At 73.5% G+C, this 18,849-nt stretch carries 14 protein-coding genes; 9 read left to right on the top strand and 5 right to left on the bottom strand.

From position 1 onward, the window contains the following. The first annotated feature begins 137 nt into the window (after window positions 1–137). Both AC4MBH_RS12685 and AC4MBH_RS12680 read left to right on the top strand, forming a co-directional pair. Window positions 138–827: a helix-turn-helix transcriptional regulator gene (locus AC4MBH_RS12685; protein ID WP_491795243.1), complete on the top strand. Its 690-nt coding sequence runs from the start codon at window positions 138–140 to the stop codon at window positions 825–827. Between the two features lie 81 nt (window positions 828–908). Then, the gene (locus tag AC4MBH_RS12680; RefSeq protein ID WP_491795242.1) at window positions 909–2,273 is read left to right on the top strand and encodes an exopolysaccharide biosynthesis polyprenyl glycosylphosphotransferase; all 1,365 of its coding nucleotides are present in this window, start codon (window positions 909–911) and stop codon (window positions 2,271–2,273) included. An 18-nt stretch (window positions 2,274–2,291) separates the two neighbouring features. On the opposite strand, the gene AC4MBH_RS12675 is transcribed toward AC4MBH_RS12680, so the two are convergent. Next, the gene (locus AC4MBH_RS12675) at window positions 2,292–4,016 is read right to left on the bottom strand and encodes a GMC family oxidoreductase N-terminal domain-containing protein (RefSeq protein ID WP_491795241.1); all 1,725 of its coding nucleotides are present in this window, start codon (window positions 4,014–4,016) and stop codon (window positions 2,292–2,294) included. Next, window positions 4,013–5,635 carry a succinic semialdehyde dehydrogenase gene (locus AC4MBH_RS12670; protein ID WP_491795240.1) on the bottom strand — a complete coding sequence of 541 codons (1,623 nt, stop codon included), beginning with the start codon at window positions 5,633–5,635 and terminating at the stop codon, window positions 4,013–4,015. Before AC4MBH_RS12670 ends, AC4MBH_RS12675 begins: the two co-directional genes overlap by 4 nt. A gap of 270 nt (window positions 5,636–5,905) precedes the next feature. Between AC4MBH_RS12670 and AC4MBH_RS12665 the strand changes: the two genes are divergently transcribed. Together AC4MBH_RS12665 and AC4MBH_RS12660 are read left to right on the top strand one after the other, a co-directional pair. Beyond that, window positions 5,906–6,337, top strand: a complete 432-nt coding sequence (locus tag AC4MBH_RS12665) for a hemerythrin domain-containing protein (RefSeq protein WP_491795239.1) — start codon at window positions 5,906–5,908, stop codon at window positions 6,335–6,337. Window positions 6,338–6,395: 58 nt separating this feature from the next. Continuing rightward, window positions 6,396–7,619, top strand: a complete 1,224-nt coding sequence (locus AC4MBH_RS12660; protein ID WP_491795238.1) for an AAA family ATPase — start codon at window positions 6,396–6,398, stop codon at window positions 7,617–7,619. Window positions 7,620–7,670: 51 nt separating this feature from the next. On the opposite strand, the gene AC4MBH_RS12655 is transcribed toward AC4MBH_RS12660, so the two are convergent. The 3 genes from AC4MBH_RS12655 to AC4MBH_RS12645 are packed head-to-tail and all read right to left on the bottom strand — an operon-like array spanning window position 7,671 to window position 11,405. Further along, entirely contained in the window at window positions 7,671–9,125 is a 1,455-nt protein-coding gene (locus AC4MBH_RS12655; RefSeq protein WP_491795237.1) for an aldehyde dehydrogenase, read from the bottom strand. 17 nt (window positions 9,126–9,142) lie between these two features. Beyond that, window positions 9,143–10,258, bottom strand: a complete 1,116-nt coding sequence (locus tag AC4MBH_RS12650) for an Rv3169 family protein (protein WP_491795236.1) — start codon at window positions 10,256–10,258, stop codon at window positions 9,143–9,145. A 1-nt stretch (window position 10,259) separates the two neighbouring features. After that, window positions 10,260–11,405 carry a phosphotransferase family protein gene (locus AC4MBH_RS12645; protein WP_491795235.1) on the bottom strand — a complete coding sequence of 382 codons (1,146 nt, stop codon included), beginning with the start codon at window positions 11,403–11,405 and terminating at the stop codon, window positions 10,260–10,262. 141 nt (window positions 11,406–11,546) lie between these two features. Here AC4MBH_RS12645 and AC4MBH_RS12640 point away from each other — a divergent pair, with 141 nt between their 5' ends. The 5 genes from AC4MBH_RS12640 to AC4MBH_RS12620 all read left to right on the top strand — a co-directional run bounded on the left by AC4MBH_RS12640 (window position 11,547) and on the right by AC4MBH_RS12620 (window position 18,771). Then, entirely contained in the window at window positions 11,547–13,055 is a 1,509-nt protein-coding gene (locus tag AC4MBH_RS12640) for a sulfatase-like hydrolase/transferase (protein WP_491795234.1), read from the top strand. A gap of 53 nt (window positions 13,056–13,108) precedes the next feature. Further along, complete coding sequence (locus AC4MBH_RS12635) at window positions 13,109–14,695, top strand: sulfatase-like hydrolase/transferase (protein WP_491795233.1); 1,587 nt, start codon at window positions 13,109–13,111, stop codon at window positions 14,693–14,695. A 173-nt stretch (window positions 14,696–14,868) separates the two neighbouring features. Next, entirely contained in the window at window positions 14,869–15,465 is a 597-nt protein-coding gene (locus tag AC4MBH_RS12630; protein WP_491795232.1) for a TetR/AcrR family transcriptional regulator, read from the top strand. Continuing rightward, entirely contained in the window at window positions 15,462–17,090 is a 1,629-nt protein-coding gene (locus tag AC4MBH_RS12625; protein ID WP_491795231.1) for an acyl-CoA dehydrogenase family protein, read from the top strand. The genes AC4MBH_RS12630 and AC4MBH_RS12625 overlap by 4 nt, the downstream gene beginning before the upstream one ends. 34 nt (window positions 17,091–17,124) lie before the next feature. After that, a complete protein-coding gene (locus tag AC4MBH_RS12620) occupies window positions 17,125–18,771 on the top strand; it encodes an ABC-F family ATP-binding cassette domain-containing protein (protein ID WP_491795230.1) in 1,647 nt (548 codons plus the stop codon). Window positions 18,772–18,849: the final 78 nt, after the last annotated feature.

Genomic DNA, 18,849 nt, shown 5'->3' with positions numbered 1-18,849 from the left:
CCTCCAGGTCCCCGAGTTTGGGGAGGCGCTACCCAGAATCGGAGAGCCGCGCGCGGCAGCGGAGCGCCTCGCTCGCCACCCTTCCTAGGGTGGGCCGATCGTGGGGCTCGGGAGGCAGCGGGCGGAGGACGACACGGATGAACGCGTCGACGCCCGGGCGACCCGTGACGCGCGTGGTGGTGGTCGAGGCGCACGCGGTGCTGCGCGAGTCGCTCGAGCTGACCCTGGCGGCCGCGGGTTACACCGTGCCCAGCCCGATCCCCACGTCCCGCAGCGCCACGCTCGCCGCCACCCTCGGGGCCGTGGTCGAGGCCGGCCCGCACATCGCGCTCGTCGACGTCGACCGCGGCGCGCACGGCGACGGGATGCGGTACGTCGCCCCGCTCGCGCGCAACGGGGTGGCGGTCGTCGCCATGACCTCGTCGTCGTCCCGGAGCCACTGGGGCGCCGCCGTCCGGGCCGGGGCCGCCGCCGTGCACAGCCGGTCCCGGCCGCTGGTCGAGATCCTCTCGACCGTCCACCGCCTCGCGGCCGGCCTCCCGGTCATGTCGGTCGGCGAGCGGGACGCGCTGGCGGCCCACCAGGACGACGAGCGGGACCGCCGCGAGACCCTGGCGCGGCTCGAGACCCTGACGCCGCGCGAGGCGGCCGTGCTCGCGGAGCTCGTCGAGGGTCGCCCCGTCCGCGTCGTCGCGGCGCAGTCCGGGGTCAGCGAGGCGACGGTGCGCACCCAGGTCAGGTCGATCCTGTCGAAGCTCGGCGTCGGCACCCAGATCGCCGCGGTCGGCCGCGCCAACGACGTCGGGTGGCGCCCGCCGGCACGCTGACGCAGATCTCCCATATGCGGCATGCCGCGGCCGCCGGGCGTCCTTACGGTGAACCGACCTCGGACGAAAGGAGCCCGGCCCGTGACCACGACGATCCCCTGGGCGGCGCGGCACCCGGTGCCCCTCGCCGCCAGTCCCCGACCGCTCGTGGACGTGGCCGCCGCGGCGGTGCCGCACCGGTCGCGGCGCCGAGCCGGTCGGCAGGCGTGGCTCCTGGCCGACGCAGCGGCCGCCGCCGCGGGCGTCGTCCTGGTGCACGGTCCCGGCGGGCAGCCGCACGCCGCGGCGCTGGTCGGGGTCCCGCTCCTGTGGGTCGTGCTGCTCGGCTCCACCAGCGTCCTGCGGGCCGGCGCCGCGCTCGGCCTGGTCGCCGCGCTCGCCGCGGCGGGCCCGACGCCGGCGCTCCCGCCGCACCGCGCAGCCCTGCTGGCAGCCGCGTTGACGGGCGTGGCGCTCGTCGTCGAGTGGCTGCGCACCCGGCCGCAGACACGCGTCGTGCTCGTCGGGAGCGAGGCCGACCTGGGCCCGGCGACCGCCGAGGTCCGGCAGCCGCGGTCGGGCTTCGCGCTCGCGGCGTCCCACGTGACGGGGCCGGACGGACCGGCGCCCGACGACGAGGACCTGGTCGCGCTCGCCCTGGCCAGCGGTGCGCACGCCGTCGCGGTGCTGCCCGGCGCCGGCCTCGACCCGGCCCGGCTGCGCCGCCTGGGGTGGAGCGCGGAGGACGCCGGGGTCGACCTCTACGTCGGCACCGGGCTCCTCGACGTCTGCGCCGCCCGCACCTCGCTGACCGGGGCCGGTGGGCTCGGGCTGGTGCAGGTGCGCGGGGCGGTCCGCACCGGCCCACGCCGGGCGGTCAAGGCGGTCCTCGAGCGGGCCGCCGCCGCGGTCGCCCTGCTCCTGCTCGGTCCCGTGCTGCTCGGGCTGGTCCTGGTGGTCCGCGGCACGAGCCGCGGTCCGGCGTTCTTCCGCCAGACCCGGGTGGGGCTCGACGGCAGGACCTTCACCATGGTCAAGCTGCGGACCATGGCGACCGCTCCGGCGTCGACCCGGCCGGCGTTCCCGGTGCGCAACGACGTCGCGGGAGGCGTGCTGTTCAAGCAGCGCGACGACCCGCGGATCACCCCGGTCGGGCGCGTGCTCCGCCGCTACTCCCTCGACGAGCTGCCCCAGCTGGTCAACGTGCTGCGCGGCGAGATGGCCCTCGTGGGACCGCGCCCGGCCCTGCCCCAGGAGGTCGAGCAGTACGGCGCCGACGCCCGGCACCGCCTGGTCGTGCGGCCGGGACTCACCGGGCTCTGGCAGGTCTCCGGGCGCTCCGACCTGTCCTGGACCGAGACCGTGCGGCTCGACGTGGGCTACGTCGACAACTGGTCGCTCGCCCTCGACCTGTCCATCGTGCTGCGGACCGTCCGGGCCGTCATCGGCCACCGCGGGGCGTACTGACCCGCCCGCTCCAGGTCCTCAGGAGACCCCGACGATCGGCAGCCGCAGCGCACCCGGGGCGTACGACGGCACCGCCGGCGCGCGCGGGGCCACCGGCTCGATGCGCCGGTAGTCCTCCCCGAGGGCGGGGCGGCGGTCGGGCTCGCCCTTGTTGGGCCACAGCGCCATCGCCCGCTCGGCCTGGGCGGTGATCGTCAGCGACGGGTTGACGCCGAGGTTGGCCGAGATGGCCGAGCCGTCGGCGACGTGCAGCCCGGGGTGGCCGTAGACCCGCTGGTAGGGGTCGACGACACCGGTCTCGGGCGACGTGCCGATGGCGCAGCCGCCGATGAAGTGGGCGGTCAGCGGCATGTTGAACGGCTCGCCGATGTTGCCGCCCGGGGTGCCGCCGAGGACACCGGCGATCCGGCGCACGGCCTCGTTGGCGACCGGGATCCAGGTCGGGTTGGGGGCGCCGTGTCCCTGCCGCGACGTCATCCGCCACCCGAACGGGGTCTGCTTGCCGTAGGTGGTGATCGAGTTGTCGAGGGTCTGCATCACCAGCGCGATGACCGCCCGCTCCGACCAGTGCGCGAGGTCGTAGAGCTCGAAGAGGTTGCGCTTCTCCTTCCACAGCTCCTTGAGCCAGACCTGCCACCGCGGCACGGGCAGGTCGCCGTCGGTGAGCACGGTCTGCAGCATCGCCATCGTGTTGAAGCCCTTGCCGTAGCGGCACGGCTCGATGTGGGTGTGCTCGTCGGGGTGGAAGCTCGAGGTGATCGCGACGCCGTAGGAGTAGTCGGTCTTGTCCTTCCGGGGGGCGATCGCGCCGAGGATCGACTCGGAGTTGGTGCGGGAGAGGAAGCCGAGCCGCTCCGAGAGCCGGGGCAGGTGGCCCTCGTCCTTCATCCGGTGCAGCAGCTTCTGGGTGCCCAGCGACGCCGCCGCCATCACGACGTGCTCGGCGGTGAGGGTGCGGGTGTTCCTCCTGGTGGCGCGCTTGGCCTTGGTCCACCGCACCGCGATGTCGTAGCCGCCGCCCTCTCGGGGGCTGATCCGGGTGGCGGTGGTCAGCGGCAGCACCTTCGCCCCGCGCTTCTCGGCGAGGTAGAGGTAGTTCTTGACCAGGGTGTTCTTGGCGTTGTGCCGGCATCCCGACATGCACTCGCCGCAGTTGAGGCAGGCGTTGCGGGTCGGGCCCTCGCCGCCGAAGAACGGGTCCTCGACCTGCTCGCCGGGCTTGGCGGACGGCCCGCCGAAGAACACCCCGACCGGCGTGGGGTGGAACGTGTCGGCCACGCCCATGTCGGTCGCGACCTGCTCCATCACGTCGTCGGCGGGGGTGCGGACCGGGTTGTCGACGACGCCGAGCATCCGCTTGGCCTGGTCGTAGTACGGCGCCAGCTCGTCCTTCCAGTCGGTGATGCCGGCCCACTGGGGGTCCTTGTAGAACTGCTCGAGCGGCTCGTAGAGCGTGTTGGCGTAGACCAGCGACCCGCCGCCGACGCCGGCGCCCGCCACGATCATCGTGTCGCGGACCGCGTCGATGCGCTGGATGCCGTAGCAGCCCAGCGCCGGTGCCCACAGGTACTTCTTGACGTCGAGCGTGCCGGAGGAGAAGTCGGCGTCCTCGAAGCGCGGGCCGGCCTCGAGCACGCCGACCGTGTAGCCCTTCTCGACCAGCCGGAGGGCGGCGACGGACCCGCCGAAGCCCGACCCGATGACCAGGACGTCGAAGTCGAAGGGTGGTCCGTCGGTGCTCATGGGCGTCCCAGCTTCTTCAGCAGGCGGAGGTTGGCGGTCATCACCTTGGCGTAGGTCTCGTCGGACATGCCGAGCACCGGCGCGAAGCGCAGCAGCCGCTGGGTGGCGACCGACTGCGACTCGGTGTAGCGGTGGATGCCCTCGCTGCCCTGCCGGCGTCCCATCCCCGACTCGCGCATGCCCCCCATCGGGGAGTCGATGCTGGCGAACGTCGCCCCGAACGCCTCGTTGATGTTGACCGTGCCGCACCGGACGTGGCGGGCGATGTCGCGGGCGCGGGCGCCGTCCTGGCTGTAGATCGAGGCGTTCAGGCCGTACTCGCCGTCGTTGGCGCGGGCGACGGCGTCGGTCTCGTCGTGGAAGCGGTAGAGCGAGACGACGGGGCCGAAGGTCTCCTGGCCGAAGCAGGTCATCTCGGGCGTGACGCCCTCGAGGATGGTCGGCTCGTAGAAGAACGGGCCGAGGTCGGGCCGGGCCCGCCCGCCGGTGAGCACGCGGGCGCCCTTGGCCACGGCGTCGTCGACGTGGGCGCTGACGGTGTCGAGCTGGTCCTGGCTGATCAGGGAGCCCATGTCGTTCTCCCAGTCGAGCGTGGCGCCCAGCGTCATCGCCTGGGTGCGGGCGACGAAGCGCTCGACGAACCGGTCGTAGACCTGGTCGGCGACGTACATCCGCTCCATCGAGACGCACAGCTGCCCGGCGTTGGAGAACGACGCCCGCACGGCGCCCTCGGCGGCCTTCTCCAGGTCGGCGTCGCGCAGCACCAGCAGCGGGTTCTTGCCGCCGAGCTCGAGCGAGCACCCGATCAGCCGCTCGGCGCACTGGGCGGCGATGATCTTGCCGGTGGCGGTCGACCCGGTGAAGCAGACGTAGTCGGAGCGCTCGATGATCGGCGCGCCGAGGTCACGACCGGCGCCGGCGACGACCTGCCACAGGTCCTTCGGGAAGCCGGCCTCGTCGAGCAGCCGGGCCCCGAGCAGCGCGGTGAGCATCGTCTGGGCGTCGGGCTTGGTCACCACGGCGTTGCCGGCCAGCAGCGCGGGCAGGCCGTCGCACAGCGCCATCGTGAACGGGTAGTTCCACGGCGAGATGATGCCGACGACGCCCTTGGGCACCCGGTTGACCTCGACCCGGGTCAGCCCGGGCACGACGCCGAGCCGGCGCTGGGTGTCGAGGTGCCGGTGGGCGGTGCGGGCGTAGTAGCGCGCGGTCAGCGCGATGTGGAGCGGCTCGTCGAAGGCGTGCTTGCGGGCCTTGCCGCTCTCCAGCACGATCAGGTCGATGATCTCGTCCTGGCGGTCGAGGACGAGGTCGTGCAGGCGCATCAGCATGGCGGCCCGCTCGTCGATCGGCGTGCGCGCCCACACCGCCTGCGCACGACGGGCCCGGACGAACGCCGCGGCCACGTCGTCGTGGCTCGACTGCGGCACGTGCGCCAGGGGCGCGCCGTCGAGCGGGCTCGTGAGCGCCACGGTCCGGCCGCTGGTCGCGGTCAGCCGGGAGGTCAGCCCCTCGACGTAGCCGGGCTCGAGCGCGTAGGCGGCGGTGGGGTCGTGCTCGGGATCGGCCGGCCCCTCCACCAGTGGTCCACCTGCGGGTGTCGGGTTCTGAGGGGCCATAAGTACCGAGAGTATGTGACGGGGGTCTCGGCTGCTACCGATCGGTCACCTGTGTGTTTCTTTACACATCGATTCCGAGTGTCAAGGGCGGCCGTCGTCTCGAGGTCGACGACATCCCGCCCGACCCGTCGTAGGCTCTCGGCAGCATCGCGTGCCGGTGGCCGACCGGGTCAGGCATGGAGGTGCCGGACCGGAAGGTGGTCGAGATGACCCCCTCCCGTCGCCCCACCCGTGGGTGAGGCCGCACGGATGGTCGCCTGGGCGGCCGAGATGAGACGGGTGCACCAGCGCCTGCGTGACGCCCTCGCCGTGGCGCGTGCGGCAGCCGAGGACGGGTCGGTCGACCCGTCGACGGCGACCCGCGACCTCCTGCTCTACTGCCACGGCTTCTGCGTCGCGCTCAGCCGGCACCACCGCGGCGAGGACCGCGTGCTGTTCCCCGAGATCGAGCGACGGCACCCGGAGCTGACCGAGACCCTGCGCTACCTGCGTCAGGACCACAGCATGGTCGAGCACCTCCTGCGCGCCCTGCAGGCGGCCCTCGACGGGGGCGCCGACCCGCCCGTGCTGAAGCAGCACCTCGACGGGATCGACGCGGTGATGGAGTCGCACTTCGGCTACGAGGAGCGGCAGCTGCTCACCGTGCTCGAGACCCTGGCGCTCGACGCTGCGGTCGGGGACGTCCTCGGCCCCCTCGCCTGACTCCCGTCGCGGATAACCGGTCGAGAAGTGCCGGTGGGCGCTGTCACCCTTCTCGGCGATGACGTTCCAGGACACCGCGGCCCTCGCGCCGCACCAGCAGACCCCGACCGACGTGGCCGCCGCCGCGCTCGGCGTCCCCGCGGCGACCCTCGGGGTGCTGACCCGCCACCTCAACCAGGTCGAGTTCCACGCCGTGGGCGCGGTCCTCGCCGAGGTCGTCGCCGCCGAGCCCGACCGGCTGCTCGCCGGCGCCGACGGACGCCGACTCCCCGGTCGCAGCCTGGTGCCGGGCCGCGACGGCGACCTGCTGGTCCTCGACTCCGCACTCGTGCACGCACCCGCCGGGCTGGTCGGCGACGACGACGTCGTGCTGCGCCTGCACGCGGAGGACTGGACGTTCGTGGTCGAGGCCCTGGCGCCGCTCGCCGACACCTCCCACCTGCTGCCCGCGTTCCAGGGCTGGGTCGAGCACACCATCGGCTCGGGCTCGCCCTTCCGCGGCGGTCAGTTCCAGGTCGTCGGCGGACGCTTCGGCATGGTCCTCGACCGGTGGTACGCCGGCCGCTCGACACGCGACGACCTCGTCGTCCCCGACGACACCTGGCAGGTCGTCGACCGGCACGTGCACGGCGCCCTCGAGCTGGCCGACGTGCTGGCCGCCGAGGGCCTGGCCGCGTCGTCCGGCCTGCTCTGCGTCGGTCCGCCGGGCACGGGCAAGAGCCAGCTCGCCCGGATCGTGGCCCGTGAGCTGGGCGGCCGCGCGACGGTCCTCGTCCCGCAGGCCACCTGCGCCCGGCGCTACCTGCGGCCGCTGCTGCGGCTGGCGGCCCGCCTGTCGCCGACACTGGTGATCATCGACGACCTCGACCTCGTCGTCGGCACGCGTCAGGGTGGCGACGCCGACGTGCTGCAGGAGTTCCTGACCAGCATGGACGAGACGATGGCGCTCGCCGAGGGCGTGGTGGTGATGGCCTCGACCAACGCCCCGCGCAGCATCGACCCCGCCGCCGTCCGCGCCACCCGCTTCGACGCGGTCCTCGAGATGGGACCTCCCGCCACGGCCGCCCGCGAGAGGGTGCTGCGCCGGCACCTCTCCCGGTTCCCCGACCTCGACCACGCGCGGCTGGCCCGGGCCACCGCCGGCGCCACGGGCGCCGACCTGCGTGACCTCGCCCGGCGCGCATACCTCGACACGCGCGGCGACGTCACGACCGCCGCGGTGCTGGCAGCGAGCGCGCGCGGCAAGTGGCAGGAGACCCTCACCGAGGGTGCCTACCTGTGACGAGCCGGGTCCGGGTGCACAGCCCCGCGCCCGAGGTCCGCCCTCGCCTGCTCAGGCAGGCGCCTCGAGGTAGATCGACTTCAGCTCGGTGTACTCCCCGAGCCCCTCGGGGCCGAACTCGCGGCCGAGGCCGGAGGCCTTGAAGCCGCCGAAGGGGGCGGCGAAGTCCATCGTGTAGGTGTTGACGCCGTAGGTGCCGGCGCGGACCCGGCGGGCGACGTCGAGGCCGGCGTCCCGGTCGGCCGTCCAGACGGTGCCGGCCAGGCCGTAGTCGGAGTCGTTGGCGATCCGGACGGCGTCGTCGACGTCGTCGAACGGGATCACCGACAGCACCGGCCCGAAGATCTCCTCCTGGGCGATGCGCATCCGGTTGTCGACGTCGGCGAAGACGGTGGCGCGCACGTACCAGCCGCGGTCGAGGCCCTCGGGCATGCCGTTGCCGCCGACGACGAGACGGGCGCCCTCCTCCTGGCCGAGCGCGATGTACTTCTCCACGCGCTCCTGCTGGCGCTGCGCGACGAGCGGTCCGACCTCGGTGGCGGGGTCGGCCGGGTCCCCGACCTGCATGCCGGTGACGGCCTCGGCCAGGGCCCCGACCACGTCGTCGTACCGGGCCCGGGAGGCCAGGATGCGGGTCTGCGCGACGCAGGCCTGCCCGGAGTTCATCAGGGCGGTGAACTTCAGGCCCTCGATCGCGGTGGTGAGGTCGGCGTCGTCGAGCACGATGGCGGCGGACTTGCCGCCGAGCTCGAGGCTGACCCGCTTGAGCTGCTCGCCGCAGACGGCGGCGATCCTGCGGCCCGCGGCGGTGGAACCGGTGAAGGCGACCTTGTCGACACCGGGGTGGGCGACGAGGTGCTCGCCGACCTCGCGGCCGCCGGCGACGATGTTGACCACGCCGGCCGGCACGCCGGCCTCGGCGAGCAGCTCGGCGAGCAGGTAGCCGTCGAGCGGGGTCTCCGGGGCCGGCTTCACCACCACCGTGCAGCCGGCCAGGATCGCCGGGACCACCTTGGACACGATCGTGAACTGCGGGACGTTCCACGGCGGGATCGCCGCGACCACGCCTACCGGCTCGCGGCGCACGACGACCGGCGACCCGAGGGCGCCGGGGCGGGTCTCCTCCCAGGGGTAGTCGCGCGCGATCGTCAGGAACGCCTCGATCTGCATCCACGGCGCCGGCGCCTGGGCCAGGTTGGCGAACGACGTCGGCGACCCCATCTCGGTGGTGATCAGGTCGGCCATCTCGGCGAGCCGGCCGGCGTAGAGCGTGGAGAACGCCTGGACGACGTCGATCCGCTCGGCCGGCGACAACCGGGGCCACGGGCCCTCGTCGAAGGCGCGCCGCGCCGCTGCGACGGCGGCGTCGATGTCGGCGGGCGTGCCCTCCGGAACGGTGGCGACGACCTCCTCGGTGTGGGGCGAGACCACCTGCAGGGTCTGGCCCGACGCCGGCGCGGCCCAGTCGCCGTCGATGAAGAAGGTGTCGCGGTCGAGGGTCGTCATGGGGTTGTCTCCTTCTCTCAGGGGGCGAGGGTGAACCAGTCGGCGAAGCCACTGGGGTCGTGGCGACCCAGGGCGCCGTGCTCGAGGAGGCCCCAGCCCTCCTGGCCGTCGACCACGGCGCGGCCGACGTGGTCGATCACGCCGAACATCACCCGGCCGTCGACCTCGGGCGCGCCGAGGTCGTAGGTGACGCGCTCGGTGAAGCCGGCGCCCCGCCAGACGCCGTGGGTCCAGTCGGGGTCGCCGCCGTAGCCGCCGCCGACGTGGAGCGGCACGGGGAGCAACGACTCGACCTCGACGACGAACGGCTTGCCGTCGGGGGTGGTGCAGGTGATCGTCGCGCCGGTCGGGACGCGGGTGCCGGGCGCGTAGCGGACGGCGACGTGCGGCCAGCCGAGCTGCTCGATCCGGCCGTCCGCCCAGACCCGGTGGCAGTCGTTGAGCGAGCGGTAGCCGTCGGGCTCCTCCTGGATGATCAGGCAGAGCATGAAGTCGTCGAAGCGCATCGGCACGTAGAGCCACCACATGCCCTCGAACTCCGGGGTGGCCGGGGCACCGGCCGGCGGCGCCTCGCCGACGGGACGGATGCCCCAGGAGCGGTCCCGGCTGCCCAGCCAGCGGTCGGGGGTGACCGCGATCTCGGCGCCGTCGACCGTGAGGTGGCCCGCCCAGGTGCCGACCTGGGCGAAGCGCTGGGCGTCGAGGGTGACCCGTGAGCCCGACCGCATCACGTGCGGGACCTCCTGCAGCGCCGGGAACGACCCGTCCCAGGTGAGGTCGGCGCTGATCCCCTCGGTCTCCTCCAGCACGACCCGGACCCGCCGCAGCGGCTCGAGCACCTCGACCCGGTAGGCCCCGACGTGCTGGTGGAGGCGGTCGTCGTCGATCGGGTCGCCGAGGTGCACGGCGGTCTGCTCGTCACCGCGGCGGACCAGGAAGAAGGCGTCCTTGGTGCCGAGGTTGGGGTAGTAGCCGTGCCCGAAGATCGCGAAGACATCGCCGGTGCGGTCGTGGGCGTTGAAGTAGGACCGGTCGTAGAAGTTGCGGTCGCTCGAGGCGGCGTACGTCGCCGGGAGCGGCGCCTGGTGGATCGGGTACTCGTCGAGGGCGCTCAGCCCGTGCTGCGTGGGCACCTCAGGCGCCCGCCCGCTCGAGGATGGACTCCATCAGCGGCTTGTGGTGCATCAGGCTCTCGATGTCGTCGGGGCGCTCGATCTCGCCGAAGTGGATCTGCCGCGCGCCGGTGCGCATGAAGACGATGCACCACTGCACCGCGTTGTAGACGTGGAACCAGGTGAGGTCGGCGAGGGTGACGCCGGTGAGCTCCTCGTAGGTCGTCCTGATGTCGTCCTCGCGCAGGAAGTGGGGCATGCCGGGCAGGTCGAGGACGCCGGTGATCGACTCGAAGACCATGTGGGCGAAGGCGATCCACGACACGTCGAGCTCGCGCGGGCCGATCGTGGCCATCTCCCAGTCGAGGACCGCGACGGGCTCGAGGTCGCGGTAGATCATGTTGCCGATGCGGGCGTCGCCCCAGCACAGGACGACGTCGCCGCTGCCGCCGGACTCGGCCTCGGTGAGGTGGGCCTCGAGCCAGTCGAGGCCGCGCTCGGTGACCGGCGACCGGCCGATGTCAGGGACGGCGAAGTCGTACCAGGCGCGGACGTGGGCGAGGTTGCGGGCCAGCGGGGTCTCTCCCGGCTCCTGCTTGTCCAGGAACGCAAAGGTCTCGGCCGCGTCGGGGATCGCGTGCAGGTCGGCGATCACCGCGACCGAGGCGTCCTGCAGCCGCCGCTGGTCGTCGTGGCTCGCGTCGTGCAGCCAGTTGTCGCCGAAGTTGTAGGGCAGCACGTCCTGCGGGATCACGCCGTCGACGCGGTCCATGAGGAAGAACGGCGTGCCCAGCACCGACCCGGTCGGCTCCAGGAACCCGACGGCGGGCACCGGGACGTCGCTGCGGTCGGCGACCAGGCGCATCGTGTCGTACTGGTCCGGCAGCGCGTACGTCGCGAACACCGGGAAGTCGGCGGCCGCCGGTGCCACGCGGGCGACGTACTCGTGGGTGGCGCGGGTGCCGTTGTCGGTCCAGGTGGCGTCGAGGACGAGGGTCTCCGAGCTCATCCCGTTGGCGTCGATGCCGGAGTGCAGGACGACCTCGGGCTCGGCGTGGGCCGGCAGCAGCCCGGCGAGCCACTCGGCCAGCAGACCGGGGACCGTCGAGGCGTCGCGGCTCGACCGCTGCAGACGCAGGTCGGCGGCCGGGGGTGTGGCGTGGGTCACGCCGCGAGTCTCAGTGGAACGTGTTCTAGTTGTCAATGGCGGCGGTCGCCCGGCCGTGAGCCGCAGCGAGTTCGTGGACGGAGGCAACGTTTCGCCCGCTCGCGACGTCAACGGTGTGTGATTCGCGCATCGACGACGGCCGTGGCACTGCTGTGCCTCGCCGCCCTGCTCGCCGTCGTCCCCGGCGGTCGGCCCGCGGCGTCCACCGGCGACGGGGTCGCGAACGACCCCGCGACCGCCGTGGCGCCGGGCTGGGGTCCGCGGCCCTGGTCGGCGCCGGGCACCGCGCGCAACGCCATCGTCTTCCTCGTCGACGACATGAGCGACTTCCCGTGCTCGGCCGTCGCCGACTTCCTGCCCGACAGCGCGCACTGGCTCAGCGAGCACGGCACCTGCTACGAGAACGCCGCCACGGCGACGCCGGTGTGCTGCCCGGCGCGCGCCCAGGTGCAGACCGGTCAGCTGCCGCACAACAACGGCGTGCGCACCCAGCGCGACGCCCGTCGGCTCGACGCCCACGACACGGTGCAGCACGACCTCGGCCGGGCCGGGCTGCGGACCTACGGGATCGGCAAGAACCTCAACGGCGTCCGGGCCGAGGAGTACTTCGGGCCGGACGCGCTCGACAACGGCTTCGAGGACTTCGACTTCTGGAACTCCTACCGGCTCGGGCCCGGCGAGTTCCTGATGTACGACGACGAGGGCACGCCGTACGTGCCGGACACGGGGCTGTCCAGCGTGGAGACCAACGGCGCGCTGATGGACGCCGTCCTCGACGACTACCTCGACTCGGGCGAGCGGTTCTTCGTCTACGACGCCTTCTTCGCCCCGCACAAGCAGACCGCCGGCATCTCGGCCGACGCGCTGCCGCTGCCGACGCCGGCCAACGCGACGGCGCCGGTGCCGCCGTTCCGGTACGCGCCGGAGCGGGACGCCGGCGACAAGCTCGCGATGTTCCGCTCGCCGCGCCGCGGTCCGGGCTTCCTGGAGCGGCTGTGGACCGCCCGCATCCGCACGCTGTACGACGTCGACGACCAGGTGGCGGCCGTCTTCCGGCGGCTCGAGGACGCCGGCGTCCTCGACGAGACCGCGGTCGTCTTCACCAGCGACAACGGCTACACCGACCGCGGCCAGGCCAACTGGGAGGGCAAGGCGATCCCCTACCCGGCCGCGACCGACGTCCCGATGCTGGCGTGGTACCCGGGCCGCCCGCCCGCCGTCGACCGGCGCGCGGCGCAGCTGATCGACGTACCGGCCACCCTGTACGACGTCCTCGACGTCGAGCCGGGTCACCGCCTCGACGGGCACTCGCTGCTCGGTCCCCACCGGCGCGCCGCGGTCTACGGCGAGTTCCACGCCGAGTCCGACAGCCTGGTGCTCCACGAGTCGGGCCGCGTCACCACCTACATGAAGTCGTGGCGGCTGCTGGAGCGCGGGCGGTGGACCTACGTCGAGTGGTACCGCGGTGACGGCAGCATCCTCACCCGCGAGCTGTACGGCGACCCTGGCATGCTCCGGAACCTGCTCTGGCGCGGCCACCGGGGCTGGCGGCCACCGGCCCGGCTGGTCCGCTCGCTGCACCACCACCTGGAGCGACTCTCGCGGTGCGCCGGCACCGCCGAGGGCGGCGACGCCGTCCCGTGCCCATGAGCACCCGCCGCGCGTTTTCGGGACGCCTCCGCCCGGATGATGTACTCGGCGCCGTGTCCCTCGGTCTCGGCCCCGCATCGGCCCCGTCGCCCCGGGCGCCGGGCGGTCCCGACGGCTCCGGCGGCCCCGGTGCACCGGTCGGCGAGGAGCGCAGCCTCGGCCGCTGGCTGACCGTGCTGGTCGTCGTCCTCGTGGTCGCCGGCGGGCTGGTGGCCAACGTGATCAGCGACCGCGCCCACTCCTCCCCGGCCGAGGCCGAGCGCAGCGGGCAGCAGGTGCAGAACGCGATCGTCTTCCTCGTCGACGACATGAGCGACTTCCAGTGCGCGGAGGCCCACCTCTACCTCCCGCGCAGCAGCCGGTGGCTCCTAGAGCAGGGCACCTGCTACGAGAACGCGACCACCTCGACCCCCGTGTGCTGCCCGGCCCGGGTGCAGATCCAGACCGGGCAGCTCTCCCACAACAACCGGGTCGTGAGCCAGACGACCGCGCGCAACCTCGACGTCCGCGACACGGTGCAGCACGACCTCGGGCTGCTCGGCATCGACACCTACGGCATCGGCAAGCACCTCAACGGCATCGAGGCCAGTGAGTACTACGGCGACGACGCGCGCGACAACGGGTTCGCGGAGTTCGACTTCTGGAACTCCTACAAGGGCCCGGCCGGCCGGTTCAAGCTCTACGACGACGAGGGCGCCAAGTACACCCCCGACACCGGGCTGAGCACCACCGAGACCAACGGGGCCCTCCTCGACGACTACCTCGACGAGCACCTCGCCACCGGTGACCCGTTCTACGTCTACGACGCCTTCGTGGCCCCCCACAAGCAGGGCATCGGCGACACCGTCGCCGACCTGCCGCCGCCGTCGGTCGCGCACGCCGACGACCCGGTGCCGCCGTTCCGCTACGCCCCGGAGGACTTCGCCCGCGACAAGCTGCCGATCTTCCACGGCAAGCGCTACTCCCGCGCCTACTACCAGCGCCTGTTCACCGCCAAGGTCCGGTCCCTCTACGACGTCGACGACCAGATGGCGGCGGCGTTCGAGCGGCTCGAGGAGGCCGGCGCCCTCGACCGGACCGCGGTCATCTTCACGAGCGACAACGGCTACACCGACCGTGGCCAGGCCAACTGGGAGGGCAAGTCGATCCCCTACCCGGCCGCCACCAACATCCCGATGCTGGGCTGGTTCCCGGGCCACCCGGCCGGGGTGGAGCGCAAGCCGGTCGCGCTCATCGACATCGCCGCCACCCTGTACGACGTGCTCGGCGTGGTGCCCGGTCACCAGCTCGACGGCCACTCCCTGCTCGGCGACCACGAGCGCGAGTTCGTCTTCGCCGAGTTCTACAACGAGAACAGCGGCATCTCGCGCCGCGAGTCCGGCCCCCTCGCCTCCAACCTCCGGTCCTGGCGTGTCGTCAAGCGCGGCCGCGAGGCCTACGTCGAGTGGTACGGCGCCGGCGGGGCCACGGTGTTCACCGAGTTCTACGCCGACCCCGGCATGACCCGGAACCTGCTCTCCAGCGCCCACCGCGACGAGCGCCCCTCCCCCGCGAAGATCCGCTTCTTCCGCCAGGCGCTGCTGCGCTACGGCCTGTGCCAGGGCACCGTCGAGCAGGGCAGCCCCGAGCCCTGCCCGTAGCGCCACCCGACGCCGGTCGAGCCGGGCGAGCGCCAGCGAGCCCGGGTCGAGACCCGGCGAGGTGCGCACGCTCGGGTGGTTTCGAGACGGTTGCCAGCGCAACCTCCTCAACCACCGGTGCACCACGCTGGTCGAGCCTTGCGTCAAGGAATGAACCGAGGTTCACTTGTTGGGTGGCCTACCGGAGGACGACCGCCGTGCAGGAGCGGCTCGACGCCACGCGCGACCGGATCGTCGCGGCCGGTCACGACCTGGTGGCGGTCGGCGGCTGGGGGGCGTGCACGGTCGCGGCGGTCGCTCGCGAGGCCGGGGTCGCCACCGGCACGGTCTACCGGCACTTCCCCGACAAGGGCGGGCTGCTGGTCGCGGTCTTCCGTGACGCCGCGCAGCGCGAGGTCGACGCGGTGGCTGCCGCGGTCGCCGGTCCGGGCGACGTCGTCACCCGGACCTCGCGGCTCGTCGACACCTTCGCCGGACGCGCCTTCCGTGCCCCGCGCCTGGCCTACGCCCTGCTCGCCGAGCCCGTCGACCCGGCTGTCGAGGCCGAGCGGTTGCACTTCCGGCTCGCCTACCGCGAGGTCGTCGCGGCCGTCGTCACCGAGGCCGTCGCCGACGGCACCCTGCCCGACCAGGACCCCGAGGTCACCGCCGCGGCGGTCGTCGGCGCGATGGCCGAGGCGCTCGTCGTCCCCCTGCTGACCTCGGCGCCGCACGGCGTCGTGCCGGCCCTGACCGCCGTCGTCGTCCGATCCCTAGGAGCCCCCGCGTGAAGACCCACGACGTCACCAACCAGGTCCCGCCGCTCGTCGGCCACGACACCGCCCAGGACCCCGCGCTGCTGGCCGCGGTCGAGCGCGAGGGCGCCGGCTGGGCGCTCGAGGAGGTGCACGCCCTCGGCCGGCTCGCCGGCACCGAGGAGGCGCAGGAGTGGGGCCGCCTCGCCGAGCGCGTCCCACCGGTGCTGCGCACCCACGACCGCTGGGGCCACCGGGTCGACGAGGTCGACTACGTGCCGGCGTACCACTCCCTGATGACCACCGCGGTCGGGCACGGGCTGCACGGGGCGGCGTGGGCCGACGACCGGCCCGGCGCGCACGTCGCGAGGGCCGCGAAGTTCGCGGTGTGGAACGTCGACGCCGGGCACGGCTGCCCGATCTCGATGACCTACGCCGTCGTCCCGGCGCTGCGGGCCGCGCCCGACCTGTCGGCGGCCTACGAGCCGCTGCTCTCGTCCCGCTCCTACGACCCCGGGCTGCGGGTGCCGACGACGAAGTCCGGACTGATCGCCGGGATGTCGATGACCGAGAAGCAGGGCGGCTCCGACGTCCGCACCAACGCGACGCAGGCGGTGCCGCAGCCCGACGGCAGCTTCCGGCTGACCGGGCACAAGTGGTTCACCTCCGCGCCGATGAGCGACCTGTTCCTGGCGCTCGCCCAGGCTCCGGGCGGCCTCTCGTGCTTCCTCGTGCCGCGGGTGCTGCCCGACGGGGAGCGCAACCCGATGCACCTGATGCGGCTCAAGGACAAGCTCGGCAACCGGTCCAACGCCTCCTCCGAGATCGAGTACGACGGCGCCGTGGCGTGGCTCGTCGGCGAGGAGGGCCGCGGGGTGCGGACGATCGTGGAGATGGTGAACCTGACCCGTCTCGACTGCACCCTCGGCACCGCCGCCGGGATGCGCACCGCGACGGTGGCGGCCGTGCACCACGCCCGGCACCGCTCGGCGTTCGGCCGGGCGCTGGTCGACCAGCCGCTGATGCGCAACGTCCTCGCCGACCTCGTCGTGGAGTCCGAGGCGGCCACCACGGTGGCGATGCGGCTCGCCGGCGCGACCGACCGGGCCGTGCGGGGCGACCTCGAGGAGGCGTCGTTCCGGCGGCTGGCGCTCGCGGTGTCGAAGTACTGGGTCTGCAAGCGCGGGCCGGCCCACGCCGGCGAGGCGATGGAGTGCCTCGGCGGCAACGGCTACGTCGAGGAGTCCGGGATGCCGCGGATCTACCGCGAGCTGCCGCTGCTCTCGATCTGGGAGGGCTCGGGCAACGTGGCCGCGCTCGACGCCCTGCGCGCGATGGGTCGCGAGCCCGAGTCGCTCGAGCGGTTCTTCGCCGAGGTCGAGCTCGCCGCCGGCGCCGACCACCGCCTCGACGACGCGGTCGCCCTGGTCAAGAAGGAGCTCTCCGACGTCGACGACGTCGAGCTGCGCGCCCGCCGGGTCGTCGAGCAGCTGGCCCTGGTGCTGCAGGGCTCGCTGCTCGTCCAGCACGCCCCGGCCGCGGTGGCCGACGCGTTCTGCGCCTCGCGGCTCGCCCGCCACTGGGGCGGCGCGCTCGGCACGCTGCCGCCCGGGCTCGACCTGGAGGCGATCGTGGAACGGGCGTTCGTCGACGTCGGGTGACGGGGCTGCCCTGCCCTGACCCTACGATCGGCCGGTGACCGCCACCCTCGTCGCCAAGGACCTCGCCGGCGGGCACGGGCACCGCGTGCTGTTCGAGGGCCTCGACCTCACGGTCGCGCCGGGCGACGTCGTCGGCGTCGTCGGCGCCAACGGCGCGGGCAAGTCGACGCTGCTGCGGCTGCTCGCGGGCCAGGACACGCCGATCGACGGGTCGGTGACGACCGCGCCGAGCGACGCGTTCGTGGGCTGGCTGCCGCAGGAGCACGAGCGGGTGCCGGGCGAGACGGTGGCGGCGTACGTCGCGCGGCGTACCGGCGCGGCCGAGGCCACCGCCGCGATGGAGACCACGGCCGCCGCGCTCGGCTCGGGCGACCCCGGCGCCGACGACGCGTACGCCGTGGCGTTCGACCGGTGGATGGCCAGCGGCGCCGCCGACCTCGACGACCGGGTCGGACCGGTGCTCGCCGACCTCGGCCTCGACGTGGGGCCCGAGGCGCTGATGACGTCGCTGTCGGGCGGGCAGGCGGCGCGGGTCGCGCTCGCGGCGCTGCTGCTCAGCCGGTTCGACCTGGTGCTGCTCGACGAACCGACCAACGACCTCGACCTCGACGGGCTGGCCCGGCTGGAGTCGTTCGTGCAGGGACTGCGCGGCGGCGTCGTCCTGGTCTCGCACGACCGCGAGTTCCTGGCGCGGTGCGTCACGCGGATCGTCGAGCTCGACCTGGCCCAGCACCAGGTCTCGGTGTACGACGGCGGCTACGAGGCGTTCCTCGAGGAGCGGGAGGTCGCGCGGCGCCACGCCCGCGAGACGTACGAGGAGTACGCCGGCACCCGCGCCGACCTCGTCGCCCGCGCCCGCACCCAGCGCGAGTGGAGCTCGCAGGGCACCCGCAACGCGATGCGCAAGAGCCCCGACAACGACAAGATCCGGCGCAAGGCCGCCACGGAGTCGTCGGAGAAGCAGGCCCAGAAGGTGCGCCAGATGGAGTCGCGGATCGCCCGGCTCGAGGAGGTCGAGGAGCCGCGCAAGGAGTGGGTGCTGCAGTTCGACATCGCCGCCGCGCCGCGGTCGAGCTCGGTGGTCGCCACCCTCAACGAGGCGGTGCGGCACCTCGGTGACTTCACCCTCGGACCGGTGTCGCTGCAGGTCTCGGCGCGCGAGCGGATCGGGATCACCGGGCCCAACGGCGCCGGCAAGACCACCCTGCTCCGGCTGCTGCTCGGCGACGACGTCCCCGACTCCGGCACGGCCTCCCTCGGCGCCTCGGTCGCCCTCGGCGTCATCGACCAGGCCCGCACCGGGCTCGCCGACGACGTACCGCTCGGCGAGGCGTTCGGCGCCGCCGTGCCCGACTGGACCCCGGCCGAGGTGCGCACGCTGCTGGCGAAGTTCGGCCTCAAGGCCGACCAGGTGGGCAGCGAGGTCGGCCGCCTCTCCCCCGGCGAGCGCACCCGCGCCGCGATGGCGCTGCTGCAGGCCCGCGGTGTCAACCTGCTCGTCCTCGACGAGCCCACCAACCACCTCGACCTGCCGGCCATCGAGCAGCTCGAGCAGGCGCTGGAGTCCTACGACGGCGCGCTCCTGCTCGTCTCCCACGACCGCCGCCTGCTCGAGAACGTCCGGCTCGACCAGCGCTGGGAGGTCGACGCGGGCCGGGTCGTCGTCCGGCGCGCGGGCTGAGGGTTTGCGCGGAGGAACTTCGGCGTCAGACGCCGACGATCCTCCTGCGTCCGCAGGGCTTCTCCACAGGTCGGGAGG

This window comes from Nocardioides sp. WJ219 (assembly GCF_058559815.1).
The sequence above is the reverse complement of the archived record's forward strand: the minus strand, read 5'-3'. Positions and strand labels throughout refer to the sequence as shown.